This window comes from Xanthomonas sp. NCPPB 3218, assembly GCF_056725185.1.
Genome location: NZ_CM161516.1, coordinates 1983936 through 2010157 on the forward strand (window position 1 = coordinate 1983936; position 26222 = coordinate 2010157).

Below are 26222 nucleotides of genomic sequence, written 5' to 3' on the forward strand. Positions count from 1 at the left end.
AATCAAGCGATGCCGCGTTGGCGGTGTCGCGCCTGGAGAGTGTCGTGAGAACAGTTGGATCGGTATGGGAGGCTGCGCATGTCGGTGGTCAATGAGCATGCGGCGCGCGGTGGCACGGTGGCCCCTGAGCGCTTGCTGGAGACGCAACGCGCGTTCGACAGCGTTGCGCCCGACTACGACGGCCCACGCGGCAACAACGCGCTGATCCAGCGCATGCGCACCACCTTGTGGGACACCGTCGCGGCCGAACTGCCGGTGGGCTCGCATCTGGTGGACCTGGGCTGCGGTACCGGCCTGGATGCCGGCGAATTCGCACGTCGCGGTTACCACGTGCTGGCCACCGACTGGTCGCCGGCGATGGTCGAGCGCACCCGCCACCGCGCGGCCATGCACGGCCTGCAAGAGCGCCTGAGCGCGGCCCATGTCGGCATCCAGCAGCTCGACCAGCTGCAGGGCAGCTTCGACGGCATGTATTCCAACTTCGGCCCGCTCAACTGCGCGCCGGATCTGCCGGCGGTGGCGGCCGAATGCGCGCGTCTGCTGCGCGCCGATGGCTGCCTGGTGTTCTCGGTGATCGGGCGCATCTGCCCCTGGGAAATCGGCCATTACGGCGTGCGCGGGCGGTTCAAGCGCGCCGCGGTGCGCGCCGCGCGCGGGGTCACCGCGGTGGGCATGAACGGCCACACCATCTGGACCTGGTACCACCTGCCGCGCGAGTTCTACCGCGCCTTCGCCAAGCATTTCGTCCTGGAACGCTATCGCGCGTTGAGCCTGTTCCTGCCGCCGCCGTACCTGGTGGATTTTTGCGAACGGCATCCGCGCCTGTCCGCGCGCCTGGGCCAGTGCGACGACCGGCTGGGCGGCCTGCCGTTGCTGCGCGACATGGGCGACCACTTCCTGATCGTGATGCGCAAGCGCTGAGTGGAGACGCCGATGTCCATGGCCGATGTCTGCCTGCAGGGCGCGCGCTCGATCACCCTGGCCGGCCCCTCGCGCGCGCCGCTGACCATCCGCGCAGGGCGCTTCGGCGGCACGCTCGGCACGCGCAGCCTGCGCCTGGACCTGCCGGGGCATGTGCTGGCGCCCGGCCTGATCAATGCGCACGATCATCTGCAGGTCAACTGCGTGCCGCCGCTGCCGCAGGGCGCGGCGTTTCCCAACAGCTATGCGTGGATCGAGGCATTCCAGGCGCATTTCAGGCATCCCGAGGTAGCTGCGGCCCTGCGTGTGCCCAAGGCGGTGCGTCTGCGTCACGGTGGACTGAAGAATCTGCTGGCCGGCGTCACCTGCGTGGCGCAGCACGACCCGTGGCATGCCACCCTGGACGAGCCCGGCTTTCCGGTTGGCCTGCTGCGTGAGTTCGGCTGGAGCTATGCACTGGGATGGACCGGCTATGGCCCACCGGTGCAGGGCAGCTTTGCCGCCACCTCGCCCGAGCATCCCTGGATGATCCACCTGGCCGAAGGCACCGACGCGGCGGCGGCCGCCGAGCTGGACGAACTGGATCGGCTCGGTTGCCTGGCCTCCAACAGCGTGCTGATCCACGGCGTGGGCATGGGCGAGTGCGATATCGAGCGGGTGATCGCACGCGGCGCGGCGGTGGTGTGGTGCCCGTCGAGCAATCTTGCGCTGCTGGGTCGCACGCTCGACCCCTGGCGTCTGTGCATGGCGGGCCGGCTCGCGTTGGGCAACGATTCGCGCGTCAGCGGTTCGCGCGATCTGCTGGAAGAACTGCGCATTGCCGCCAGCAGCGGCTTGGCGGCGGATCTGTTGCTCGGCCTGGTCACCCATCAATCGGCGCGCATCCTGCGCATGGCCACTCGTGGACGCCTGGCGCCAGGGGCGGAGGCGGATCTGGTGATCGTGCGCGACCGCGGTGGCGACCCGGCCGACAGCGTGGTGGGCTGCGCACGCAGCGACCTGCGCGCGGTGATACGCGATGGCGTCCCGCGTATCGCCGACCCGGATTTTGCCGGCTGGTTCGACGCTGCAGGCGTCCAGACCGTGCCGGTACTGCTGGATGGCCGCCCCAAGCTGCTCGACGCCACGCTGGCCGATCCGGCAGTGCTGGCACTGGAACCGGGCCTGCAGCGCGTGGCGCAGGCTGCGCACCGGCCCGGCGTGACCATGGCCGCCAGCGGTGCGCTGTCGTGAGCGCAGTGCCGACGCTGGAGCCGGCAGCAGCGTATGCGCTGTGGGCGCAGGCGTATCCGCCGCATGCGCACAATCCGGTGATGCTGGCCGAGGAGCGCGCCATGCTCGCGCTGATGCCGAGCGTGTTGCAGGGCCAGCACGTGCTGGACGCCGGCTGCGGCAGTGGCCGCTACATGCTGCATGCCTTGCGGCGCGGCGCGCTGCAGGTCACCGGCGTGGATCTGTCGCCGCAGATGCTGCAGCGTGCGCACACCGAGCTGTCGCAGCACCGGCCAGCGGCGCGCATGCGCCTGCAACAGGGCAGCCTGGAGCAACTGCCACTGGACGATGCAGTGGCCGATCTCAGCGTCTGCGGCCTGGTGGTCGGCCATCTGCAGCGGCTATGGCCGGCGCTGGAAGAATTGCATCGGGTCACCCGCGTCGGCGGCATCGTGCTGTGCAGCGATGTGCATCCGATCGGCCATGCGCTGGGCTGGCGGCGCGACTTCAAGGCCGATGGCCGGCAGTACGCGGTGCGGCATACGCAACATCTCTACAGCCATTGGCATGCAGCCTGTGCGGCGCTGGGGATGGAGATCGAAGCGGTGGCCGAGCCGATGCTGGACCCGGCCGACATCGCGCCCGGTGCACGGTTCGATCAGGCCGCGCTGCAGGTGCCGGTCGCGCTGGTGTTGCGGCTGCGGCGCATCGCGTGAGCGCCGTGGCGGCCATGCTGGCGTGTGCCTGCAGCACCTCGGCCGCGGGCAAGCCTTGCCGCTCGCGCACCGCGCAGTGCGCGGCAAGTAGCGGGATCGCGATTGCAGGCCGTGCAATCCGTGCGTGGTCGCTGTCATGAGCTTGCGAGTGGCGCAACTCAACCTGGTGCCGACGCCGGCCGGCCTGACGGCAGAGCAGGTGTTCGCGCAATGGCCATCGCTGGCCGATATCGCCGAGGCCGTCGCCAGCGCCGGGGTGCGCGTGGCGGTGGTCCAGGCCTCTGCACTGAACCTGCGGCTCAGCCGCCAGGACGTGGATTACCGCTTCGTCGAGCTGGGTGCGCGCGGCAGTGCGCAGCGCGCAGCGCTGCTTGCGGCGACGCTGCGCGAGATCGGCGCCGATGTGGTCCATGTCCACGGTCTGGAATTTGCCGGCGATGCACGCCGTCTCGCCCGCCTGCTGCCGCATACGCCGATCCTGCTGCAGGATCACGCCAACCGCCCGCCGCGCTGGTGGGCCCGGAGTGTGTGGCGGCGTCGCTACACTGCCGCCGCCGGGATCGCGTTCACCTCGCAGGACATGGCGCAGCCGTTCGTCCAGGCGCGCCTGTTCCAGGCCAGGACGCAGCTGTTTGCGATTCCCGAATCGAGCAGCCGCTTCTCGCCGGGCGATCGCCTGCAGGCACGCGAGCAGACCCGCCTGCATGGCGACCCCTGCGTGTTGTGGGTTGGGCATCTGAGCGCGGCCAAGGATCCGCTGTGCGTGCTCGACGCCATTGCCCTGGCCGCGCGCGTGTTGCCGGGGCTGCGGCTGTGGTGCGTGTTCGACCAGGCGCCGTTGCTGGAGCAGGTGCAGCAACGCCTGCGCGCCGATCCGTCGCTGGCGCGCTGCGTGCAGTTGCTGGGCAAGGTGCCGCATGCGCGCGTGGAAACCCTGCTGCGTGCCTGCGACCTGTTCGTCTCCGCCAGCCATGCGGAGAGCTGCGGTTATGCCGCAGTGGAGGCGTATGCCTGCGGCACCTTGCCGCTCTTGACCGATATCCCGGCCTTTCGTGCGCTCAGCGATGGCGGCGCAGTCGGCGCGTTGTGGCCGGTGGGCGATGCCTCGGCCCTGGCGGAACTGCTGTTGCGGCTCTTCCGGCAACGCCCCGACCGCGCACGGGTGCGCGCGCATTTCGATGCACGGCTGTCGTTTGCCGCGGTGGGGCAACGCTGGAAGCATGCGTACACCCGGTTGCTGGCCGCGCCAGGGCGGGCCGCATGAAACTGGCCCTGGTGGTCCCGGGTGGCGTGGACCGCAGCGGCGAAGTCCGCGTGATCCCGGTGTTCCTGACCCTGATCGAATGGCTGGCGCGCCATCACCAGGTGCATGTGTTCGTGCTGCACCAGGAGCCGCTGCCCGGGACCTGGGCATTGCGCGGCGCCACCGTGCACAACATCGGCGCCAGGCGCACCCGCACGCGCGCGATCGCCGCCATTGCCAGCGAGCACCGGCGTGCTCCGTTCGATGTGATCCAGGCCATTTTTTCCGGCTACTGCAGCCTGATCGCGGTCGCCGCGGCAAGGCTGTTGCGCCGTCCAAGCGTAGTGCATATCGCCGGTGGCGAACTCGTCGCATTGCATGGCATCGGCTACGGCGGCCGGCAGCGCTGGCGCGGGCGTTTACGCGAAGCGGTGATCCTGCGCCTGGCCGACCGCGTCACTGCGGCCAGCGCGCCCATCCTGGAGTCGCTGACGGCGCTCGGCATCAACGCCCAGCGGGTGCCGCTGGGCGTGGATCTGCGGGCCTGGCCGCCGGCCGCGCCACGTGCACGCAGCGGCGGCATCGCCCGCTTGCTGCATGTGGCCAGCCTCAATCCGGTCAAGGACCAGACCACCTTGCTGCAGGCGATGGCGGCGCTCAAACGCGCCGGTGTCGCCTTTACCCTGGACATGGTCGGCGTCGATACGCTGGATGGTGCCATGCAGCGCCTGGTGCACCAGCTGGACCTGGGCGCGCAGGTGCGTTTTCTTGGTTTCAGGACCCAGCGCGAGTTGCGCCCGATCATGCAGACGGCCGACCTGCTGGTGCTGTCGTCCTTGCACGAAGCCGGCCCGCTGGTGCTGCTGGAAGCGGCGGTCGCCGGTGTGCCTACCGTCGGTACCGCAGTCGGGCATCTGGTCGAGTGGGCACCGGTGTGCGCACTCGCGGTACCGCCGGGCGACTGGGCCGGACTGGCAGAAGCCGTCCGCCAGGTCCTGGCCGACGACGAGTTGCGGCTGCGCCTGGCCTGGGCAGCGCAATGCCGTGCGGTACGCGAGGACGCGGCGTTGACCACGCGGTTGTTCGAGCAGCTGTATCGGCAACTGTGCGAGGCGCGGCCGCTGCGCTGACTGCGCTCGCAAGGGACGCAGCCTGCATTGGCCGCCATGCAATACGCGCGGTGCAGCAACGAGGCTGCCAGGCCGAACGCGGTGACATCCTCGCAAGGGCGATCGGCTGAACAAGCAGGCCGCTTGCCCAGGCTTGCTACAGGCTTGGAATGACCAACAAGATGTCGCGATCGGCCGATGGATGGATGCGGACGGCGCGCCTGGAATCGGACTGTGCGGCTGATACCTGCCGCCTCCGGGCATCGGCCGCGCCGGCGCGGCAGTGAGCGCAGCAGCGTTGTCAGCCGCGCTCAGGCTGGTTGCAGATAGCCGTCCAGCGCTGCACGCACCACATACAGCATGTCGGTGCGCGGCACCGGCCGGGTCAGGCGCGTCATCATCCGGCGCAGCTGGGTCTGCCGCACCCATGGTTGGTCCTGAAGCCACAACTGGGTCTGCAGCATATCCGCACGTTCCTTGCGGCTCTCGGCCGACGGCACCACCCGGTTGCGCAGGTACTGGCGCGCTTCGCCCAGCGAGCGTGACCATTCGATGCCGGGCAGGGCCGACAACCACAGGTTGGAACACGAGGCGGTGGTCAGGGTCTGGCGGGCCGCACGCATGCGCAGCAGGCGCGGGCAATCGGCCTGCAGCCGCGCCATCACCGCCGGCGGCACCACGCTGCGGTAATAGCGTTGCAGCAGCAGCAGCGGCGGCAACGCCCACCACGGCGCCATGGCCGGGTCGTCCCACAACTGTTCCCAGTCGCGCGGGCCCATGCGCGTGGCCAGCAATGCCAGGTCATGCAGATGCATCAGGCGGATGCTGCGCTGGCAGATGCCGCCGGCCGCATGCAGCAGCAGATGGCACATCAGCGCGCCGACCGACGGGTAGGGGTTCAATCCCGGCTGCGGACGCTCCGGCAGGATGCGCGCGGTGATGTCCACGCTGCTCAGCGGCAGGCGTTCCTGGATGCGGGTATGCAGCTCGAGATTGATCGGCGCATCGCGATGCTCGCCCAGTCCCGCAACCGCCTCGCCCTGCAGCGGCTTGAACACCTGGTGCTTCCATTGTTCGAAGGAGGCCACGTAACCGAGTTCGCACAACAGGGCCGCCGCCGCGGGCGCATCCTCCGGCGCCACCAGCAGATCGATATCGGCCATCGGGCGATCGCCGGGCAGATAGACGCCGAGCCGATGCAGGGCGGTGCCCTTGAGACCGACCAGGGCGATGCCCGCCGCACGCGCTGCCGCGTCGATGCGCGTCAGCAGCAGCGCGATGCGCCGATGGCGGTCTTCGACATGGCTGCGTTGCTCGCGCAGGAACGCGGTCCAGTCGGCGTCCTGCCATAGCGAACGGCGTTGCAGCAGCGGCGACACCCCATGCGCGGCCGCCGCGGCCGCGGCCAGCTGCCATTGCAGCCGGTTCCACTGCGGCACCGCCTCGCCGGGCTGCGCCAATTCCCGGGCCAGCCGTTCGGTGGCCGTCTGCAGGCCGTGCTTGATGGTGCGAAGGGAAGGCTGCATGCGGCGGAGATTCCGAGAAAGGCAACGTGATGTCGGGAAGCGAGGTCGGCGGGTTGCGCGTCAGCCGACCAGCACGCTGGCCAACTGGCGTGGTTGATGTGCGGCAGCGCCGGCAAGCGGCGCGGTGCGATGTTGCTGTTCGCTGGCGATCAAGGCGGACCAGCGTGCTTCCAGCGTGTCCGAGGCCTGTGCAAACGCATCGGCGCCCAGCGTGGCGCGCGCCTGTTGCAGGTCCACCTGCGTATGCAGCAGATCGCGCACGCTGCGGTAGAACTCCGAGTCGTACGCGCCGTGGAACATCATCGCCAGGTCGTCGCTGTCCTGCCAATGGGTCTTGCCGCCCAGCTGGTTTTTTACTTCTTCGTAGAACTTGGTGCCGGGCAGCGGATAGGACACGCTGACGCCAATGATGTCCGGGTTGGCCTGCGTCACCAGTGCGCGCGTGGCCAGGATGTCTTCGAGTTCTTCACCCAGGTAGCCGAGTTGAATGAAGAAGCCCACGCGGATCCCGTGCGCACCCAGGCGCCGGCGTGCGGCGATCACCTCGCCAACCTCGGTGCCCTTGGTCATTTTGTCCAGGATGCGCTGGCTGCCGCTTTCTGCACCCAGCCAGGCCTCGGCGCAGCCGGCGCGCGCCAGCGCGGCAGCCATGCGCTCGCTGGCCAAGTCGGCGCGGGTCTGGATGGTGAACGGGATCGCGCCATCGGCGTCGCTCAGGCGCTGCGCAAAGGTTTCCACCCAATCGATATGGAAGCCGAAGATGTCGTCGGCCATCCAGAGGTGATCGGGCTGAAAGCTGCGCTTGAGATGGATCATTTCGGCAGCCACGTCTTCCGCATCGCGGCGCTTGTAGTGATTGCCCCAGATCGGTTTGGCGCACCAGTTGCAGCGGAACGGGCAACCGCGCGAGGCGGCCATGTTGAGGCTGAAATAGCCGTGCCGTTGTCGCCAGAAACGCTGATAGCGCGGCATGTCGACCAGGTCCCAGGCCGGCAGGCCGCTCAGGCGCGCGTCCGGCGGTTGTGCGCCACGATGCACGTGTGCTGCAGCAGATGCGCTGACGGCGATACGTGCAACGCCCGCGAGCCAGGCGTCTGTATCGATGATGGGATCTTCTTCGACGCGCGCCACCAGTTCGAGCAGTGGTGCAATGCCTTCGCCGATCAACACCGCGTGCGCGCCGGCAGCCAGAAATACATCCGGGTTGTCGGATGCATCGGAGCCGGCCACCAGCACGCGGCGGCCGGCCGCGCGCGCTTGCGCAATCATCTGGCAGGCCGCCTCGCGCATGCGGCTCAGGCACATCTTGGTGAGGAAGTTGAAGTTGTCCTCGTAGAACACCACCAGATCCGGTTGCGCAGCGTGCAAGGCGCCGGTGTAGTCCTGCACATCGTCGGCCAGCATCGCGTCGAACAGGCTCAGCGCATGGCCGCGCTCGCGCAATAACGCGGCAACCTGCAGCGTTGCCAGCGGTGGATACGGCTTGCCGCGCTCCCATTGCTTGGGGTCGTAACGCAGGAAATACGAATGACTGACCTGGATCTTTAGCATCTGCACAAGGCTCTCGTTCTGTCGCCAGATGCGCGCAGCGGCGGCGTGCGCAGGCACCGGCATTCGGCTCGGCAGTAGGTGCGGATGCAGGTGGCTTTGGTTGCGCCGATCGGCATGCCGCCGTTGGCGTGCATTGGGCACGCGTGCCGATGTCGATGCGGCAACCTTTCTGGTGCCGTTCGGCACACACCGGCTGATCGATGCAATGGGTGGAAGGGCATGCCGCAGTCGGCTGCGTTGGCGCAATTGATGCCGGTGGGCGATGACGCTCGCCCTGGTGCGCCGGATGCGGCGGCAGTGGCAGCAGATCCGTTCGGCGAACATCGGCCGCGTCGGCAGTGCGTGCGCCGGCAGATCCTCGGCGCACTGTTCCACTTCGAAAGCGACAGCGAAGCGCTGCTGGCATTGGTGGACCTGGCCTACGCCGGCCTGCCTGCGCATCGCCTGCCGGGTGCGCCGGAATTCCATATCACGCTGGATCTAGTGGCGCGTGGTCACGCGTCTTCGAGCGCAGCGCCGCCACCGGTGCGCACCCGTGCCAGCGGCGGATTGCTGTGCGGCGTCATGGATGCTTGCAATTACCTGATGTTGTCGGTGCCCGCGCGCCGCGCCATGCTGGTGGTTTCCGACGACATGCTCGCCCACGCCTACTACGTGCGTTACGAGCTGATTGAATTTTCGGTGTTCCTGCTGGCGGCGCGCGGCATGGGCCTGGTGCCGTTGCATGGCGCCTGCGTGGGCCGGCAGGGACGCTGTGTGCTGTTGCTCGGCGCCAGTGGCGCCGGCAAATCGACCCTGGCGCTGCACAGCCTGCTGCATGGCCTGGATTTCATCGCCGAAGACGGTGTGTTCGTGGCGCCGGAGAGTCTGCTCACCACCGGTGTTGCCAACTTCCTGCATCTGCGCGCCGACGCGCTGGGCCTGGTCGATGCGGACACCCGCGCGTGGATCAGTGCCTCGCCAACCATCCGTCGCCGCAGCGGCGTGGAAAAGTTCGAGATCGACATCCGTCACGGCCGTGCGCAGCTGGCGCGCGCGCCCTTGCAACTGTGTGCGGTGGTGATGCTGTCGGCAACGCCGGCGAGCGATCCCGCGCAGCCATTGCTGGCGATGCCGGCCGAACGCATCGCCGCTTGCCTGGCAGACGATCAACCGTATGCGGCCGGGCAACCGGGCTGGCAGCGCTTTATCCAACAGGTACAGCGCATCGGCATGTTCACCCTGCGCCGTGGAGCGCATCCGCAGGCCGCGCTGGACGCGCTGCTGCAGGTGTTGCGGTGAGCGCGCCGGCAACGCGGCAGCAGCGCGGCCTCTTTCAGGCCGACGCCATGCCGCATTCCACCGTGAGGGTCAGGCGTGACTGAGATGCGCGCGTCTGCAGACCGCAAGCCCATGCGCGCGCTATGGCGCGATTTCGTCGACACGCTGGTGCCGGCGGATGTGTCGACCATCGCACTCTATGTGGGCTTGTCGCTGCTGGCCGCACTGGCCGGCAGCCTGGTCGCGGTCAGCCTGGTGCCACTGGTGCAGCCTGGTCATGCCGTCCGCCTGGCCGGCTACGCGCTGGCGTTACCAGATGGTCTGGCGATGCGGGTGATGCTGTTTGCCGGTGTCAGTCTGGTGTTTGCCGCACTGCGCTGGCATGGCGCACGGCTGGCCGCACGGCTGACCAGCCGCTATGCGATCGGGCTGCGGCAGCGCGTGCATGCGGCGTTGATCGATGCGCCGCTGCCGGCCCTGTCCGGTGCCAGCTCGGCGGAAATCGCCAATGTGCTGACCTACAACATCGAGATCGCCACCCAGGGCTTCAGTGCCGCCTTGCAGCTGCTGGTGGCCGGCATGACCGCACTGGTGAGCATCTGCATCGCGGTCATGATCGCCCCCGCGTTGCTGATGGCGACGCCGTTGCTGCTGGCACTGGCGTGGCTGGGCTTGCGCATCTCCAGCAGCGGCACCCAGGCGCGCATCAGCCGCGATTACGTGGCCGACATGACGCAGCTGTTCTGGCTGAGCGAAGATTTCCCGCGTCGCCTGCGGCATGTGCGTTCGTTCCAGCGCGAAGCACTGGAAACCCGCCATTACGAGCGCATTTCCGCACGGCTGGGGCAGGGCTATGCGCAGCAGCAGGCACTGGTGGCGGGCAGCCGGCTGATGCTCGAGGCCACCGCAGTGGCTGCCATCGCCGGCATCCTGGTGCTGGCCAACCTGTGGCAGGGCGCCGACCGCGCTGCGTTGATCACCGTCAGCCTGCTGCTCGGGCGCCTGCTGCCGTATCTGGTCAGCACCCGGCAGAGCGTGCAGCAACTGCGCTCGGCGTGGCCGGCGTTGCAGCTGTGGCGGCGCTATGTGGCGCTGGGCACGACGCGTCCACCGGCGTCGGCCGCACCGGCACAACCGTTGCCGGCAGCCCTGCATCTCGAACACATCGGCCTGGCACCGCCGTTGCCCAGGCTCGCTCTCGATCCGCTGCTGTTGCTGCCCGGCGAGCTGACCTTGGTCGTCGGTCCCTCCGGCATCGGCAAGAGCAGTCTGATGGACGTGCTCTCGGGTCAGACCCCGCCTGCACAGTTCACCGCGCACATGGCCGGGCGCCGGCTGGATTTTGCCGCGTATCGCGCCCTGGTGCGGCATAGCGCCTACCTCGGCCAGGGGGTGCGGCCCTGGCAGCGCACGGTCCGCGCCTGTCTGGACTGGGCATTGCCCGGCACCAGCGATGCGCGCATGTGGCAGGTGCTGGCCGACGTCGGCCTGGGCGCGCGTCTGCAGCGCGCCGGGCAGGGATTGGACAGCCCGATCAACGGCCCGGATGGGCGCCTGTCCGGTGGCGAAGCGCAGCGCCTGCTGCTGGCGCAGGTGCTGTTGCGCAAGCCGACCCTGGCGGTGCTGGACGAGGCCACCAGCGCACTGGATGCAGAGGCCGAACAGCAAGTGTTGTGCATGCTGCGGCAACGCCTGCCGCAGACCGTGCTGGTGGTGGTCTCGCACCGCACCAGCCTGGCCGCAATGGCCGATCGCACGGTTGTCTTGGGCATTGCAGTGGCCGCGCAGACCGCTGCCCACGCCGATGCGATTGCACGCTCAGATGCGTGATGCCAGGTGGCGTGCTCGCGTCGGCAGCGCGATCAGCCGGCAATCTCTTCCAGCGCCCGATTGCGCGTGCGCGGGCCCAATAGCGCAATCACGCTGGCCACGATCGACATGCTGATCACGATAAAGGCCAGCACGCCATGGCTGCCGACCTGGGCGAGCAGCCAACCGATCAGCACGCTGCTCACCGCCGTGGAAAGGCGGCTGAAGGAATAGCAAAAGCCCACCGCCCGCGCGCGCAAGCCGGTGGGGAACAGCTCGGCCTGATAGCCGTGATAGGCAAAGCTCATCCAGGCATTGCAGAACGCGATCATTGCCCCGCACAGCACCATGCCGATTGCCTGATGCTGCAGCGAAAACAGCACACCGAAAAGCACCGCGCCCAGGGCCGATGCGGTGATCTGCCATTTGTTCTCCCAGCGCTGCGCAAAGCGCAGCAACAGCAGCGGCGCCAGCGGGTAGGCCAGCGAAATCGCAAAGGAATAGGCCAGGCTCCTGGTCACGCCGGTGCCTTGCGCCGAGATCAGTGCCGGCAACCAGTTGCCGAAGCCGAAGAAGCCGATCGCCTGAAAGATATGGAATACCACCAGCATGCCGATGCGCCCGCGATACGGCGCACGCCACAGCATCGCAGTCTGCATGTGGCCGGCCGGCGAGGGGGCAACCGGCTGCGGTGCGGCCAGGGGCGCACCCAGATCGCGCACGCAGCGCGTTTCGAGCTGGGTCAAGACCGCATCGGCTTCGGCATGGCGTCCCTGCGCCGCCAGCCAGCGGGCCGATTCGGGCAACCGGCTGCGCAGCCACCAGATCGCCAGCGCAAACACCCCGCTCAGCAGCACCACCCAGCGCCAGCCGCTCACCCCCAGCGGTGCATGCGGCACCAGCAGCCAGGCAGTCAGCGCCACCGCAGGCACCGCCAGAAACTGCACGAAGAACGCAAACGCGAACGCCGCACTGCGCATATGCCGCGGCACCAGCTCGGATAGATAGGTGTCGATGGTGACCAGCTCGATGCCCAGGCCGATCCCCACCACCAAGCGCAGCACGATGACCCCGGTGGCGGTGTGCTGCAGGCCCATCGCCACGGTCGCGGCGGTGTACCAGATCAGGGCGAAGGTGAACACCGGACGGCGCCCGAAGCGGTCGGCGAACGGACTCAACAGGGCGGCGCCGATGAACAGGCCCAGAAACGTCGCCGCCGCGAACGCGGCCTGGTCGGACATGCCGAACGCGCCATCGGCAGCGCTGGCAAAGATGCCGTCGCGGATCAGCCCCGGGCTGATGTAGGCGGTCTGGAACAGGTCGTACAACTCGAAAAATCCACCCAGCGCGAGCAGGCCGACCAGCCGCCACAGCGTGGCGCTGGCCGGCAGCCGGTCGATCCGCGCGGCGATGTGCAGGGTGGCGGAAGCGGGGTCGAGCGGAGCGGTCGAAGCCATCGTCATGCAGGCGCTGCCAGTGCGGTGTCCATCATAGCCAGCAGCCCTGTCACGCGGCGCCCGTGCTTCGCGGTCAGGCAACTGCATTCGCAGGCGATCCGGCGAGCGCCAGACATCAACAGCCATCGCGCATGGCCCGAAGGCCCGCTCTCCGGGGCGCATGCATGGCTTGCACGCCATTGCCGCGCCTGCGTTGCAGCGCCTGTGCAACGAGGCGCGGGCCTGGGCACGGAGCGGGGCAGTGCCCAGCTGCAGATCCTCCCGTTGTTTGACCACTGGAATGCTGTAATCCCCCCAGCGCCACCTGGGCAGGTGGCAAAGCCGCCTGGCCAGCCCCATCTCTTGCACATCACTCATTCCCCGGAGTCATCCGATGACGCCCATTTCCGTGCTCGACCTGGCGCCGGTCTGCGAAGGCAGCGACACCACCCACGCCTTCGCCAACATGCTCGATCTGGCCCAGCACGCCGAGCGCTGGGGCTACCAGCGTTACTGGCTGGCCGAGCACCACAACATGCCGGGCATCGCCAGCGCCGCCACCGCGGTGCTGATCGGCCACGTCGCCGGCGGCACCAAGACCATCCGCGTCGGCGCCGGCGGCATCATGCTGCCCAACCATGCGCCGCTGCAGGTGGCCGAACAGTTCGGCACCCTGGCCTCGCTGTACCCGCAGCGCATCGACCTGGGCCTGGGCCGTGCGCCCGGCACCGACCAGCCGACCGCGCGCGCCCTGCGTCGCTATTTCGACAGTGCCGACCATTTCCCGCAGGACGTGGCCGAGCTGTTGCGCTACTTCGCGCCGGTGGTGCCGGGGCAGCTGGTGCAGGCGGTGCCGGGGGGCGGTCTCGACGTGCCGGTGTGGCTGCTGGGTTCCAGCCTGTTCAGTGCGCGGCTGGCCGCGGCGATGGGCTTGTCGTTCGCGTTCGCCTCTCACTTCGCGCCCGATGCAATGGACGAGGCAGTGGCGATCTACCGCCGCGAGTTCCGTCCGTCCGCGCAGTTGGCCAAGCCGCACGTGATGCTGGCCTTGAATGTGGTGGCTGCGGAAACCGAAGCGCAGGCACGCCGCCTGTTCACCACCCAGCAGCAGAGCTTCGTCAACCTGCGCCGCGGCAAGCCGGGCAAGATTCCCGCGCCGATCGACGATATCGACAGCTTCTGGCAGCCGCACGAGCGTGCCGGCGTGGAGCGTGCGTTGGCATGCACGGTGCTGGGCGATGCCGAGCAGATCGCCCAGGGCGTGGCTGAGTTCATCGAGCGCCACACCCCGGACGAACTGCTGTTCACCGCCAACATCTACGACCATGCCGCGCGTTTGCGTTCGTTCGAAATCGCCGCCATGGCCTGCCGCGAGCTGGACGTGACTCCTGCGTGATTCACGTCGCTTTGCGCGGCGATCCGCTCAGATGCATGCACCTCCATTGGGAACACCAGCATGCAATTTCAGGAACGCAGCGAGAGCATCAAGCAGTTGGCGGAATTGATCCGCGGCGTGGACATCGCGATGTTCACGACCGTGTCGGCCGACGGCAAGTTGGTGAGCCGCCCGTTGGGAACGCAGGAAGTCGAATTCGATGGCGACCTGTGGTTCGCCACCGCCGCCGACAGCCCGAAGGTGGCTGAAATCGCCGCCGATCCGCGCGTCAACGTGGCCTATGCCTCGGCCTCGAAGAACAGCTACGTCTCGGTCGCCGGTACCGCACGCGTGGTCGATGACCGCGCCAAGATCGAACAGCTGTGGTCGCCGGCGATGAAGGTGTTCTTCCCCGGTGGCAAGGACGACCCCAACCTGCGCCTGATCCATGTGCGCGCCGAGTCGGCCGAGTACTGGGATGGCCCGAGCGGGCTGCTCGGCAAGGCGCTGTATTTCGTGATGACGGCCGTGACCGACGATACCGGCAGCCTGTCGGACAATCGCGTGGTCGATCTGAAGTAACTGCGCTCCAGGTGCGCCGGCCGTCGCGCGCTCAGCGCCAGGCGGCCGGCCACCAACCGCGGATCAGGTCCAGTAACTGGTCCGAGGTGACGCCGAACACCGCCACCGAGATCAGCGCAGCGGCCCAGCCGACCAGCAGCAATGCGCCGTCGCGCTCGAGCAGGGCCAGCGCAAACAGCAGCAGGATCAGCCCGAAGATGTAGTTGGTGAACGGAATCGGCAGCGTCAGCAGGATGCCGACCAGCACCAGCAGCACGCCGGTGACCATCTGCGCCGGCATCCGGTCCAGCATGCCGTGCAGGCGCGGCTTGAGCAGCCGGTCCAGGCGCTGCAACGTCGGCGCAAGCCGTGCGACGAAACGCTGGCTGGTACTGCGTCGCGGCCCGCGATCGCCGATGAAACGCGGCACCCACGGCTTGCGCAGGCAGCACATCATCTGCAGCCCGATCAATACCGTCAGCGGGCCACTGATGCCGCCGGCCAGGCCGGGAATCGGAATGAACGACGGCAGGATCGCCAGGAACAGGAACACCCCGAATGCGCTCTGCTGCAGATCGGCCAGGATCTCGCGCACCCGCAGCACATGCTCCGGATCGCCCTCGCTGAAGGCCGCCAGCAGGCTACGGATGCCTTCGTTGCGATAGCGCATCTGCGCGCCGTCCGCTCCATCCGATGGCGGTACGCGGTTATCCGACGATGTCATCGCTGCCCTCGTCGCTGACGCGGCTCAGCAGCAGCTTGTCCACGCGTGCGCCATCCAGATCGACGATCTCGATGCGCCAGCCGGCCCAATCGAAGAATTCGCCCGCCTGCGGAATGCGCCCGAAGTAGTAGATGCACAGGCCGGCGAGCGTGTGGTAGTCGCCTTCGTCGGCCTCCGGCAGTTCGGCGCCCAGCACTTCGCGCAGTTCCTCCACCGGCAATGAGCCGTCGATCAGCAGCGAGCCGTCGGCGCGCGTGACCACCAGCGCATCCTCGTCGGTGTTTTCCACCGCCTGCAGGCGGCCGACCACCGCGCCCATCAGGTCGCTGATGGTCACCAGCCCGCGGATTTCGCCGTATTCGTCCACCACCAGCGCCATCGACTGCTGTTCTTCGCGGAAGATCTCCAGCAGCTTCATCGCATGCGTGGATTCGGACACGAACAAGGTGTCGCGCAGCGCCTGGAACAGCTGCGCGCCGTGTCCGTCCATGCGCGTGACCAGCGACTTGACCTCCAGCACCCCGGCGATGTCCTGGTCGCTGCCGCGGTAGACCGGATAACGCGAGAATTCGTGTTCGCGCATCACCAGCAGATTGCGTTCCGGCTCGGCATTGGCATCCAGCCAGGCGATGCGGTTGCGGGGCGTCATCAGGCTGTCGGCGGTGCGGTCGCCCAGCCGCATTACGCGGTTCATCATGTCGCGCTCGTGCGCATCGATCACGCCGGCCTCGTGGCTTTCGGCCACCAGCATGCGGATCTCCTCTTCGGTCACCGATGCCGATTCGTCCTTGCCCATGCCGAGCATGCGCAGCACCAGCCGGGTCGAGCGCGCCAGCACCCACACGCCGGGCGCGGCGATCTTTGCCAGCCAGGCCATCGGCACCGCGACCACCCCGGCGATGTCCTCGGAGTTGCGCAGCGCCAGCCGCTTGGGCACCAGTTCGCCGAAGATCAGCGTCAGGAAGGTAATCAGGGCCACCGCCAGCGTGCTGCCGATCACCACCGAATACGGGCGCGGCTTGCCGACCAGCTCGAACGAGGCCGACAGCGCCGGGAACAGCCCCTGCAGCCAGCTGCTGATGGCCTCGCCGATCGCCTCGCCACCGAACACGCCGGTCAGGATGCCGATCAGGGTGATGCCGATCTGCACCGTGGACAGGAAGTTTTCCGGGCTTTCGGCCAGCGCCAGTGCGCGGGCGGCGCGCTTGCTGGAGCCGGCCATCTGCTTCAGCCGGCTCTTGCGCGAGGTCATCAGGGACATTTCCGACATCGCGAAGAAGCCGTTCAACAGGATCAGCGCGATGACGATCAGAAACTCAACCACGGGCGTCTTCCCCGGTCAGTGAAGGGGAGGGCGGGCGAGCACTGGGTTGGCCGGCGCGCACGGGGGCGGGGCGGCAACGGGGGAATATAGGGTCGTCTTCCATAGGGTGCACCCGAGGGCGCGGGAGCATGTTAGCAAACCACAGGGTGGTTCGAGCCGGGAAATGCCGATGTGAAGGCCGCCTGCGCCGCCGAGATACCCAGACAGGTCATGGAACGGTCATAATTCGCGCTTGGCGTCCGTCTCTCCCTCGACGGCAGGAAGTTTTCCACCCATGTTCTCGTTGCAGACCATCTTCGGCTCCGGCAAGCAGTTCTATGCGCTTCTGAACGAAGCGGCGCAGGCCGCCTACGACAGCACCAAGGCCTTGCACGCCATGATGCGCACGTCCGACCGCCAACCCGCGCTGGACGCCTTCAAGCTGGCCCGCCTGCGCGAACGCGCCGCTTCGGACAAGATCGGCCAGGCGCTGGTGGACAGCTTCATGACCCCGATCGAGCGCGAGGACATCGAAGCGCTGGGCTCGGCGCTGTACAAGATTCCCAAGCAGGTCGAGAAGTTCGCCGACCGCTACTCGCTGGCCACCAAGCATCTGGAGCACATCGACTTCGCCCCGCGCGCGGCGATGCTGGAACAGGCCGCCGCGGTGGTGGTGGAGATGGTGGCCGACCTGCCGCAGATGAACATCGATCGCATGACCGCGCTCAACGACAAGCTGCGCATGCTGGAAAACGAAGCCGACCGGCTGATGCTCGAGCTGTATCGCGACATCTATTCCGGTCGCCTGGACACGCTGCAGATGTTCCTGCTCAAGGAATTCTTCGAGATTCTGGAGAAGGCCATCGACCGTTGCCGCGAGGCAGGGGTGGTGGTGTACCAGATCGTATTGAAGAACAGCTGAGGTCGCCGCGTGCTTACCCTAGTTCTGGTGGTGATCCTGGCGGCGTTGGTGTTCGAGTTCATCAACGGCTTCCACGACACCGCCAACTCCATCGCCACCGTGGTCGCCACCAAGGTGCTGTCGCCGGGCTGGGCGGTGATGCTGGCCGCCGGCATGAACCTGATCGGCGCGCTCACCGGCACCGCGGTGGCATTGACGATCGCCTCCGGCCTGCTCAACACCGAGGTGGTCGAAGTCACCCCGCAGGTGATCCTGTGCGCGCTGCTGGGCGGCATCATCTGGAACCTGATCACCTGGTGGAAGGGCCTGCCGTCGTCGTCCTCGCACGCCTTGATCGGCGGGCTGTGCGGCGCCGGCCTGGCCGCCGCGCACAACAACTGGAACGCCTTGATCTGGTCGGAAAATATCGGCAACTGGGCCAAGAACAAGGGCCTGTTGTGGAAGGTGTTCGTGCCGATGATCACCTCGCCGATCGCCGGCTTCCTGCTCGGCATCGTGGTGATGCTGTTGCTGTGGGCGATCATCGCCGGCATGGCCCGGCTGGGCGGGCCGATCGGGCGGCTGGCGCGTCCGCGCTGGGTCAATGCGTTCTTCGGCAAGGCGCAGATCGCTTCGGCCGCCTACATGGGCTATGCCCACGGCCACAACGACGCGCAGAAGACCATGGGCATCATCGCCATGACCCTGATCGGCGCGCAGTCGGCCGGTGCGTTGGACGATCTGCCGAGCTGGCTGTCGTTCCTGCATCCGGGCACCGGCCTGGCTGCGGGCGCCGGCATTCCGATGTGGATCGTGCTGACCTGTGCGGTGGTGATGGCCGCCGGCACCGCCTCGGGCGGCTGGAAGATCATCAAGACGCTCGGCCACAAGATGGTCAAGCTGCATCCCATCCACGGTTTTGCCGCAGAAACCAGCTCGGCCACCGTGCTGACCGTGGCCGCGCACTTCGGCATGCCGGTGTCGACCACCCACAGCATTTCCACCGCGATCATGGGCGTGGGCTTTGCCAAGAACCCGCGCTCGCTGCGGCTGGGTGTGATCGAGCGCATCGTCTGGGCCTGGATCCTGACCATCCCGGCCGCTGGCGGAGTGGCGTATCTGATCCTGCGCTGCTTCGAATGGTTCGGCTGGACCTGAGCGATGTCGTGCTGTGGTCACCTCGGTGGGCGAGCATGCGCGCCAACCGCGGCGTGCCCTGCAGCCCCCCGTTCGACCCTGATGTGCCAACGCGTCCTGCCTGAGGAAACGCGCCGATGATGCTTGCGCTGGTGTGCGTGCTGTTCTTGCTGTCCTGGCTGATCGGCCGCAGGCGCTGGCTGCGCAGCGCGCGTGCGCTGGCAGCGGCCACATTGGCGTTGCTGCTGCTGGTCGGCTGCGGCCCGTTGGCGAGCTGGATGCTGCACGGGCTGCAGCAGACCGGCGTCAACGATTTCAACGACTGGCGCGCGCGCAACATGATCGTGCTGCTGGGCGCGGGCACGGTGCGGCCGGATGGCCCCGACGCCACCGCCGAGGCCAACATGTTCGCCTACGGCCGCATCGTCGAGTCGGCGCGGCTGTACCGGCAGTGCCGTGCGCACGGCGGCGACTGCAAGATCGAGATCAGCGGCGGCGACGCGCGCGGGCTGGGCCTGTCCGAGGCGGTGGTGTATCGAAAGGTGCTGATTGGGCTGGGCATCGCGCAGGCCGACCTGATCATGGAGCCGTCCAGCATGAACACCTGGCAGAACGCGCAGTTCAGCCAGCCCTTGCTGCGCCAGTACCGCCCCGATCGGGTCGTGCTGGTGTCCTCGGCCACGCATCTGCGACGTGCCGAGCTGTACTTCCGCCACTTCGGTATCGACGCCACGCCAGTACGCTCGGACTGGTTGACCGCGTCCTGGGCGTGGTTGCCGCAGAGCTACAACTTCACCGTGGCCGATGTCGCCTTGCACGAGTACCTGGGCATTGCGCGCTATCGGGTTTACGAGTGGCTCGGGTGGAATGTGGAGGCTGTTCGGGCTGGGGCGTTGTGAATGGGGAATGGGGAATGGGGAATGGGGAATCGGGATTCGGGATTCGTAGCAGCTGGTGCGCTGCCTGATATGTGCGGCTGATCAGCGTCCGACAGCGCTTGCCGCTCCGGATTAACGGGGGTAAGGCGTGTGCGCGGCGGTCGGGAGGGGATTGCGCTGCTTGGTGGCAGCGTGGCTGGTTGCGCGTTTAGTTGCGGCTGGTGTAATGCATCGCCCGCCGCGTGTGCGGCCGGCGATGGTGGTGCTCAGCGGGTTTCGTACATCGTCTTGACGTCGTTGCGGAATGCGGCCTGGCTGTCAGTGCGGTTGTAGAACATGTGGCCGCCGGGATATTCGCGCACCTGCACGCGCTTGGGGTCGCTGCCCATCGTCGGCATCTGGTCCACCGTCAGCACCGAGCCCATGAACGGGCAGGAGAGATCATTCCAGCCATGCGCGATCAATACGCGCAGCTTGGGGTCGATTGCCACCGACTGGCGCAGCTGGGTGACCGCGCCCTTGCGCAGTTCGTCGTTCCAGTCCCACAGCGTGTTGACGTCGTAATTGAGCGCCTGATAACGCGCATCGACCTTCCAGCCGACCACGCGGGTGACGAAGTCCACCATCGCGGTGGTGGTCGGCGCGATGATGCTGTCCAGCAGCGGGTCGTTGGCGCGCTGCTCGGGATCGTTGGGGAAGGGGTCGAACGCGGTCACGTTGGCGTCGTAGCGGCTGCCCAGCTCGCCCTTGTCGCGGAACACCTCGCGCAGGTAGGCCTGGGTTTCCAGGCGCCCGCCGGAGCGGCGCACATAGGTCGCGTCCAGCCCGGTCATGCGGGTGACCTGCTGCAGCATCGCCTCGGTCGCCTGCGGATCGGTGCGGCCCTTCATCAGTGCCACCGCGTAGTCGCCGCGGGTGTAATCGATCACCTGGCGCATCGCCGTGTCGCTGAGCTGGCCCTGGCGTTCCAGGTGTGCGGCGGCGATCGAGGGCAGCGTCATCATCCAGGCCAGCGGCGACACATCGCTGTTGTCGTCGAGGGTGGGATTGAGATACGGCGACACCAGCACCACGCCGTTCATCGCCACGCCCAGCCGGGTCTGCAGGTACTGGGTGATGCGCGGGCCGCGGAAGCCGCCGTAGCTTTCGCCGACCAGGTACTTGCGTGCCTGCAGGCGGCGGTTCTTCAGCAGCCAGTCGTAGACCACACGCGAGAGATATTCCACGTCGGCCTGCGGGTTGTAGAACTGTTTCTTGGCTTCGTCGTCGCCGATCAGGGCGCGGCTGAAGCCGGTGCCGACCGGGTCGATGAACACCAGGTCGGTGAAGTCCAGCCAGGTGCCGGGGTTATCGCGCAGCGCCGCCGGCGCGGAGGCGCTGTCGCCTTCGGCGCCGAAACCGACCACCTTGGGTCCGATCGCGCCCATGTTCAGATACACCGACGACGCACCGGGGCCGCCATTCAGCGCGAAGGTCACCGGGCGGTCCTTGCCATCGACGGTGTAGGCGGTGAACACCACCTCGCCGGTGGTCTTGCCCTGCGCATCGCGCACCGGCAGCGTGCCGACGGTTGCGGTGTAACTCAGCGTGCGCCCACCCACGCGGGTGCTTTGCCGCACGCTGGCATCGGCCGGAAGTGGCACGGGTTTGGCGGCCGCGGCATCGGATTTGGTGTCGGTTTTTGCAGCGTTCTTGTCGGGCGCGTCGGCCAGCGCGGTTCCGCTGAGCAGGACGCAGGCCAGCAGGCTGGCACGGAGGAAGCAGGGCATGAGCATCGGAAGGTTCGGCAGGGGAGCGACGATGCTAGGCCGCCGATGGCGTCGGATGGATGTGCACAAAGGCATGTGTGTCGCGTTGGCCGACGTGGCCTGCCTGGCTAGGAGCAGCATGTGCCGGTGCAGGCAGCCGTCTGAGCCAAAGGGTGGGGGTCTGCGCCATCCGCTGAAATCCGCGTCGACTGAAAAGAAAACCGGCAACACCTCCTCCCCGCGGGAGAAGCTGCCCCGCAGGGGCGGATGAGGGGCGCCTCAGAGGGATATCACTGCCAGCGATGGCAAGCGCGTCGCCACGCGCCACCAGAGTGAATCATCGGCTTCACCCTCACCCCAACTTCCGCTTCGCATCCCCGGCCCGGGCTGGCAGCGCGGGCGCTCGAAGATACCTGCACAAGCAGTGCCTTCTCGCCACGATGGGGGCGAAGCTTCCGCTGCTTGGTGTTTTCGGATTTTCAGCGAACTCAAACCTCCAGCGACGCCAGATCGCCCTTGGTCTCCAGCCACTGCTTGCGATCGCCGGCGCGCTTTTTCGCCAGCAGCATGTCCATCAGCGAGCGGGTCTGTTCGCCATCGTCGATGGTCAGCTGCACCAGGCGACGCGTATCCGGGTGGATGGTCGATTCGCGCAGCTGTTGCGGATTCATCTCGCCCAGGCCCTTGAAGCGGGTGACGCTGACCTGGCCCTTGAGCTTCTCGCGCGCGATCTTGTCCAGCAGCGTGGTCTTTTCCTCTTCGTCCAGCGCGTAGAACACCTGCTTGCCCACGTCCACGCGGAACAGCGGCGGCATCGCCACGAATACGTGGCCGGCCGCGACCAGCGCCGGGAAATGCTGCAGGAACAGCGCGGTCAGCAAGGTGGCGATATGCAGGCCGTCGGAGTCCGCATCGGCCAGGATCACCACCTTGCCGTAACGCAGCCCGGTGATGTCGTCCTTGCCCGGGTCGCAGCCGATCGCGATCGCCAGGTTGTGCACTTCCTCGGAGGCCAGCACGCTGCCCGATGCCACTTCCCAGGTGTTGAGGATCTTGCCGCGCAGCGGCAGGATCGCCTGGAAGTCCTTGTCGCGGGCCTGCTTGGCCGAGCCGCCGGCCGAGTCGCCCTCGACCAGGAACAGTTCGGTGCGCGACAGATCCTGGCTGATGCAGTCGGCCAGCTTGCCGGGCAGGGCCGGACCCTGGGTGACCTTCTTGCGGACGATCTGCTTTTCGGTCTTCAGGCGCGCACTGGCGCGGTCGATGGCGATCTGCGCGATCTTCTCGCCGATCTCCACGTTCTGATTCAGATACAGGCTGAAGGCATCGTGCGCGGCGCCTTCGATGAAGCCGGCGGCTTGGCGCGAGGACAGGCGTTCCTTGGTCTGCCCGGAGAACTGCGGGTCGGTCATCTTCAGGCTGAGCACGAAGGTGACCCGGTCCCATACGTCTTCCGGCGCCAGCTTGACCCCGCGCGGCAGCAGGTTGCGGAAGTCGCAGAACTCGCGCAACGCATCGGTCAGGCCCGAACGCAGGCCGTTGACGTGGGTGCCGTGCTGCGCGGTCGGGATCAGGTTGACATAGCTTTCCTGCACCAGCTCGCCTTCCGGCACCCAGGCCGCGGCCCAGTCGACGATCTCGGTGTCCTTCTTCAGGCTGCCCACGAACAGGTCGGCCGGCAGCATCTCGTGCGCGGCCATCTCGCCCTTGAGGTAGTCGCGCAGGCCGTTCTCGAAGTACCAGCTGTCCTGCTCGCCGGTGGCCTCGTCGTGCAGCTTGACGGTCAGGCCGGGGCACATCACGGCTTTGGCACGCAGCAGATGGCGCAGCGCGCGCACGTTGAACTTGGGCGTGTCGAAGTACTTCGGATCGGCCCAGAAGCGCAGCCGCGTGCCGGTGTTCTTCTTGCCGACGGTGCCGACCACTTCCAGCTTGGAGGCGGCGTGGCCGTCGCGGAACTCCATGCGGTGCTCGCTGCCTTCGCGCTTGATGAACAGCTCGACCTTGGTCGACAGCGCATTGACCACGCTCACGCCCACGCCATGCAGGCCGCCGGAGAAGGTGTAGTTGCGGTTGCTGAACTTGCCGCCGGCATGCAGCCGGGTCAGGATCAGCTCGACACCGGGAATCTTTTCTTCCGGGTGCATGTCCACCGGCATGCCGCGGCCGTCGTCGGACACCTCGCAGCTGCCGTCCTTGTACAGGGTCACTTCGACCTGCCTGGCGTGACCGGCCAGCGCCTCGTCGACCGAGTTGTCGATCACTTCCTGCGCCAGATGGTTCGGGCGCGCAGTGTCGGTATACATGCCAGGGCGGCGTTTGACCGGGTCCAGGCCCGACAGCACTTCAATATCGGCGGCGTTATAACGGGTGTTCATGCATCTCGTTGGCACGTGAAACGACGCGCAAGTGTGGGGGCTGAGCCGATTTTTTGCACGCGACAGGCGTTCAGTGCAGGGCGGGGTGCGGCTGGATACCCTGGCGTTGGATTCGGAACCAAACGTCCCCATCTGAGGATGTCACCGAACCCGGAGGACACCATGAAGTTCAAGCACATCCTGATGCTCACCCTCGGTGCTGCCGCAGTGGCCGCGCTTCCTGCCATGGCCCAGGCCGCTCCTCAGCAGACCGGGCAGGGCGCCGGCGCCAGCGCGCAGAAGGCCGATGACGCCAAGGCCAAGACCGAAGCCGAGCGCAAGGCCGAGCGCCGCGCCGCTGCTGCGGCACACAAGCCCAAGGCCGACGCCGCCACGCGCGAGGAAGAGGAAGAGGAAGAAGAAAAGCCGGCGCGCTGATTCCATCGCGCGACGGTATAACGCCACACGGACGCCCCGGCCTTGGTCGGGGCGTCTGCATTTGCGCCAGGCGCAGCGCGTTTTTCGCCGCTGTGACGACATGATCGTCACGCAACCCTTGGGCATTCGCCCGACACCCGCTAAACTATGGCTTTCCGGGAGGCTTCAAGCCCCATGACCCCCCTGATTTTTGTTACCGGCGGCGTAGTGTCCTCGCTAGGCAAGGGCATTGCCGCCGCTTCGCTTGCCTCCATTCTGGAAGCGCGTGGCCTGAAGGTCACGATGATGAAGCTGGACCCGTACATCAATGTGGACCCGGGCACGATGAGCCCGTTCCAGCATGGCGAGGTCTACGTCACCGACGACGGCGCCGAGACCGATCTGGATCTGGGTCACTACGAGCGCTACGTGCGCACGCGGCTGTCGCGCAAGAACTCGGTCACCACCGGCCGGATCTACGAGAACGTGATCCGCAAGGAGCGTCGCGGCGATTACCTGGGCGCCACCGTGCAGGTGATCCCGCATATCACCGACGAGATCCGCCGTTGCATCGACGAGGCCACCGCAGGGTTCGACGTGGCGCTGATCGAGATCGGCGGCACCGTCGGCGATATCGAGTCGCTGCCGTTCCTGGAAGCGATCCGCCAGGTGCGCACCGAGCGTGGCGCCGAAAAGGCCATGTTCATGCATCTCACCCTGGTGCCGTACATCGCCGCCGCCGGTGAGTTGAAGACCAAGCCGACCCAGCATTCGGTCAAGGAGCTGCGCTCGATCGGCATCCAGCCGGACGTACTGCTGTGCCGTTCCGAGCAGGCGGTGCCGGATTCGGAGCGCCGCAAGATCGCGTTGTTCACCAACGTCTCCGAGCGCGCAGTGATCAGCTGCCCCGATATCGATGTGCTATACGGCATGCCGCTGGAGCTGCGTCGCCAGGGCCTGGACGAACTGGTCATCGATCAGTTCAAGCTGCGCGACAAGGTGGCTGCGCCCGACCTGTCCGAATGGGCTGCGGTGGTGGATGCGGTCAAGCACCCGCTGGACGAGGTCACCATTGCGGTGGTCGGCAAGTACGTCGATCACCAGGACGCCTACAAGTCGGTGGCCGAAGCGCTGCGTCACGGCGGTCTGCGCCAGCGCACCAAGGTCAACCTGAAGTGGCTGGAAGCGCAGGATCTGGAAGGCAGCGACATGGCTGCGCTGCAGGATATCGACGGCATCCTGGTACCGGGCGGCTTCGGCGACCGTGGTTTCGAAGGCAAGGTGCTCACCTCCAAGTATGCGCGCGAGCACAAGGTGCCGTACTTCGGCATCTGCTACGGCATGCAGGCGGCGGTGGTGGACTATGCCCGCCACGTGGCCGATCTGGACGCAGCCAACAGCACCGAGAACGATCGCCAGTCGCCGCACCCGGTGATCGGCCTGATCACCGAATGGCGCACCGCCACCGGCGAAGTGGAAAAGCGCGACGAGAAGTCCGACCTGGGCGGCACCATGCGGCTGGGTCTGCAGGAGCAGCGGCTCAAGCCGGGCACGCTGGCGCGCGAGGTGTACGGCAAGGATGTGGTCGCCGAGCGTCACCGTCACCGCTACGAGTTCAACAACCGCTACCGCACCCAGCTGGAAGACGCCGGCCTGGTGATCTCCGGCAAGTCGATGGACGACACGCTGGTGGAGATGGTGGAGCTGCCGCGCGATGCGCACCCATGGTTCCTGGCCTGCCAGGCGCATCCGGAATTCCTGTCCACCCCGCGCGACGGGCATCCGCTGTTCATCGGCTTCGTGCGCGCTGCGCGCGAGAAGAAGGCGGGCGGAAAACTGCTGAAGGAAGCGCGTGCCTGAGCCGCTCCTTCTCCCGTCGGGAGAAGCTGGCGCGCAGCGCCGGATGAGCGGCGCCGCAACGCACCGGGAGTTGGCAGCCATGACGGACGCGTCGCCACGCGTCAGCCAGGGCAAACCATCGCACTTCAGCAGCGCTTCGCAACCGTACCCGCACACCAACCCCTCTCCCGACGGGAGA

General features: G+C 67.2%; 21 protein-coding genes. 14 read left to right on the forward strand and 7 right to left on the reverse strand.

Annotated features, from left to right (window positions below; all coding sequences use genetic code 11):
• Positions 1-78: 78 nt before the first annotated feature.
• The 5 genes from AC1PLS_RS08835 to AC1PLS_RS08855 all read left to right on the forward strand — a co-directional run bounded on the left by AC1PLS_RS08835 (position 79) and on the right by AC1PLS_RS08855 (position 5222).
• Complete coding sequence (locus tag AC1PLS_RS08835) at positions 79-921, forward strand: class I SAM-dependent methyltransferase (protein WP_481104399.1); 843 nt, start codon at positions 79-81, stop codon at positions 919-921.
• Between the two features lie 12 nt (positions 922-933).
• Positions 934-2154 (forward strand): amidohydrolase family protein, encoded by a 1221-nt coding sequence (locus AC1PLS_RS08840; RefSeq protein WP_104569007.1) that lies wholly within the window; start codon positions 934-936, stop codon positions 2152-2154.
• Positions 2151-2849: a class I SAM-dependent methyltransferase gene (locus AC1PLS_RS08845; RefSeq protein ID WP_481104400.1), complete on the forward strand. Its 699-nt coding sequence runs from the start codon at positions 2151-2153 to the stop codon at positions 2847-2849. Before AC1PLS_RS08840 ends, AC1PLS_RS08845 begins: the two co-directional genes overlap by 4 nt.
• A gap of 136 nt (positions 2850-2985) precedes the next feature.
• Complete coding sequence (locus AC1PLS_RS08850) at positions 2986-4113, forward strand: glycosyltransferase family 4 protein (protein ID WP_481104401.1); 1128 nt, start codon at positions 2986-2988, stop codon at positions 4111-4113.
• Positions 4110-5222 (forward strand): glycosyltransferase family 4 protein, encoded by a 1113-nt coding sequence (locus AC1PLS_RS08855; RefSeq protein WP_481104402.1) that lies wholly within the window; start codon positions 4110-4112, stop codon positions 5220-5222. The genes AC1PLS_RS08850 and AC1PLS_RS08855 overlap by 4 nt, the downstream gene beginning before the upstream one ends.
• A gap of 290 nt (positions 5223-5512) precedes the next feature.
• Here the strand turns inward: AC1PLS_RS08855 and AC1PLS_RS08860 are convergent, their stop codons facing one another.
• Complete coding sequence (locus AC1PLS_RS08860; protein WP_481104403.1) at positions 5513-6727, reverse strand: nucleotidyltransferase family protein; 1215 nt, start codon at positions 6725-6727, stop codon at positions 5513-5515.
• 60 nt (positions 6728-6787) lie between these two features.
• Positions 6788-8341: a B12-binding domain-containing radical SAM protein gene (locus AC1PLS_RS08865; protein WP_481104404.1), complete on the reverse strand. Its 1554-nt coding sequence runs from the start codon at positions 8339-8341 to the stop codon at positions 6788-6790.
• 156 nt (positions 8342-8497) lie between these two features.
• Between AC1PLS_RS08865 and AC1PLS_RS08870 the strand changes: the two genes are divergently transcribed.
• Together AC1PLS_RS08870 and AC1PLS_RS08875 are read left to right on the forward strand one after the other, a co-directional pair.
• Entirely contained in the window at positions 8498-9559 is a 1062-nt protein-coding gene (locus AC1PLS_RS08870) for a phosphoenolpyruvate carboxykinase (ATP) (RefSeq protein ID WP_481104405.1), read from the forward strand.
• A gap of 111 nt (positions 9560-9670) precedes the next feature.
• Positions 9671-11368, forward strand: a complete 1698-nt coding sequence (locus AC1PLS_RS08875; RefSeq protein WP_481104487.1) for an ATP-binding cassette domain-containing protein — start codon at positions 9671-9673, stop codon at positions 11366-11368.
• 32 nt (positions 11369-11400) lie between these two features.
• Here the strand turns inward: AC1PLS_RS08875 and AC1PLS_RS08880 are convergent, their stop codons facing one another.
• A complete protein-coding gene (locus AC1PLS_RS08880; RefSeq protein ID WP_481104406.1) occupies positions 11401-12810 on the reverse strand; it encodes an MFS transporter in 1410 nt (469 codons plus the stop codon).
• 367 nt (positions 12811-13177) lie between these two features.
• Between AC1PLS_RS08880 and AC1PLS_RS08885 the strand changes: the two genes are divergently transcribed.
• Entirely contained in the window at positions 13178-14179 is a 1002-nt protein-coding gene (locus AC1PLS_RS08885) for an LLM class flavin-dependent oxidoreductase (RefSeq protein WP_016902070.1), read from the forward strand.
• A gap of 60 nt (positions 14180-14239) precedes the next feature.
• On the forward strand, positions 14240-14740 hold the full coding sequence (locus tag AC1PLS_RS08890) for a pyridoxamine 5'-phosphate oxidase family protein (RefSeq protein ID WP_016902069.1): 501 nt from the start codon (positions 14240-14242) through the stop codon (positions 14738-14740).
• Between the two features lie 31 nt (positions 14741-14771).
• Here the strand turns inward: AC1PLS_RS08890 and AC1PLS_RS08895 are convergent, their stop codons facing one another.
• Both AC1PLS_RS08895 and AC1PLS_RS08900 read right to left on the reverse strand, forming a co-directional pair.
• Positions 14772-15443: an exopolysaccharide biosynthesis protein gene (locus AC1PLS_RS08895; RefSeq protein WP_046342352.1), complete on the reverse strand. Its 672-nt coding sequence runs from the start codon at positions 15441-15443 to the stop codon at positions 14772-14774.
• Positions 15427-16767, reverse strand: coding sequence for a hemolysin family protein (locus tag AC1PLS_RS08900; RefSeq protein WP_016902067.1), 1341 nt, complete (start codon positions 16765-16767; stop codon positions 15427-15429). Before AC1PLS_RS08900 ends, AC1PLS_RS08895 begins: the two co-directional genes overlap by 17 nt.
• Positions 16768-17041: 274 nt before the next feature.
• Between AC1PLS_RS08900 and AC1PLS_RS08905 the strand changes: the two genes are divergently transcribed.
• The 3 genes from AC1PLS_RS08905 to AC1PLS_RS08915 all read left to right on the forward strand — a co-directional run bounded on the left by AC1PLS_RS08905 (position 17042) and on the right by AC1PLS_RS08915 (position 19683).
• Positions 17042-17668 carry a DUF47 domain-containing protein gene (locus tag AC1PLS_RS08905; RefSeq protein WP_016902066.1) on the forward strand — a complete coding sequence of 209 codons (627 nt, stop codon included), beginning with the start codon at positions 17042-17044 and terminating at the stop codon, positions 17666-17668.
• Positions 17669-17677: 9 nt separating this feature from the next.
• A complete protein-coding gene (locus AC1PLS_RS08910; protein ID WP_024939559.1) occupies positions 17678-18805 on the forward strand; it encodes an inorganic phosphate transporter in 1128 nt (375 codons plus the stop codon).
• A 116-nt stretch (positions 18806-18921) separates the two neighbouring features.
• The gene (locus AC1PLS_RS08915) at positions 18922-19683 is read left to right on the forward strand and encodes a YdcF family protein (protein WP_448121414.1); all 762 of its coding nucleotides are present in this window, start codon (positions 18922-18924) and stop codon (positions 19681-19683) included.
• Between the two features lie 245 nt (positions 19684-19928).
• Here the strand turns inward: AC1PLS_RS08915 and AC1PLS_RS08920 are convergent, their stop codons facing one another.
• Both AC1PLS_RS08920 and parE read right to left on the reverse strand, forming a co-directional pair.
• On the reverse strand, positions 19929-21431 hold the full coding sequence (locus AC1PLS_RS08920) for a S10 family peptidase (RefSeq protein ID WP_481104407.1): 1503 nt from the start codon (positions 21429-21431) through the stop codon (positions 19929-19931).
• 467 nt (positions 21432-21898) lie between these two features.
• Positions 21899-23788 carry a DNA topoisomerase IV subunit B gene (parE, locus tag AC1PLS_RS08925; RefSeq protein WP_481104408.1) on the reverse strand — a complete coding sequence of 630 codons (1890 nt, stop codon included), beginning with the start codon at positions 23786-23788 and terminating at the stop codon, positions 21899-21901.
• Positions 23789-23950: 162 nt separating this feature from the next.
• Here parE and AC1PLS_RS08930 point away from each other — a divergent pair, with 162 nt between their 5' ends.
• Both AC1PLS_RS08930 and AC1PLS_RS08935 read left to right on the forward strand, forming a co-directional pair.
• Positions 23951-24205 (forward strand): hypothetical protein, encoded by a 255-nt coding sequence (locus tag AC1PLS_RS08930; protein ID WP_184434270.1) that lies wholly within the window; start codon positions 23951-23953, stop codon positions 24203-24205.
• A 174-nt stretch (positions 24206-24379) separates the two neighbouring features.
• Positions 24380-26044, forward strand: a complete 1665-nt coding sequence (locus tag AC1PLS_RS08935) for a CTP synthase (RefSeq protein WP_024939564.1) — start codon at positions 24380-24382, stop codon at positions 26042-26044.
• Positions 26045-26222: the final 178 nt, after the last annotated feature.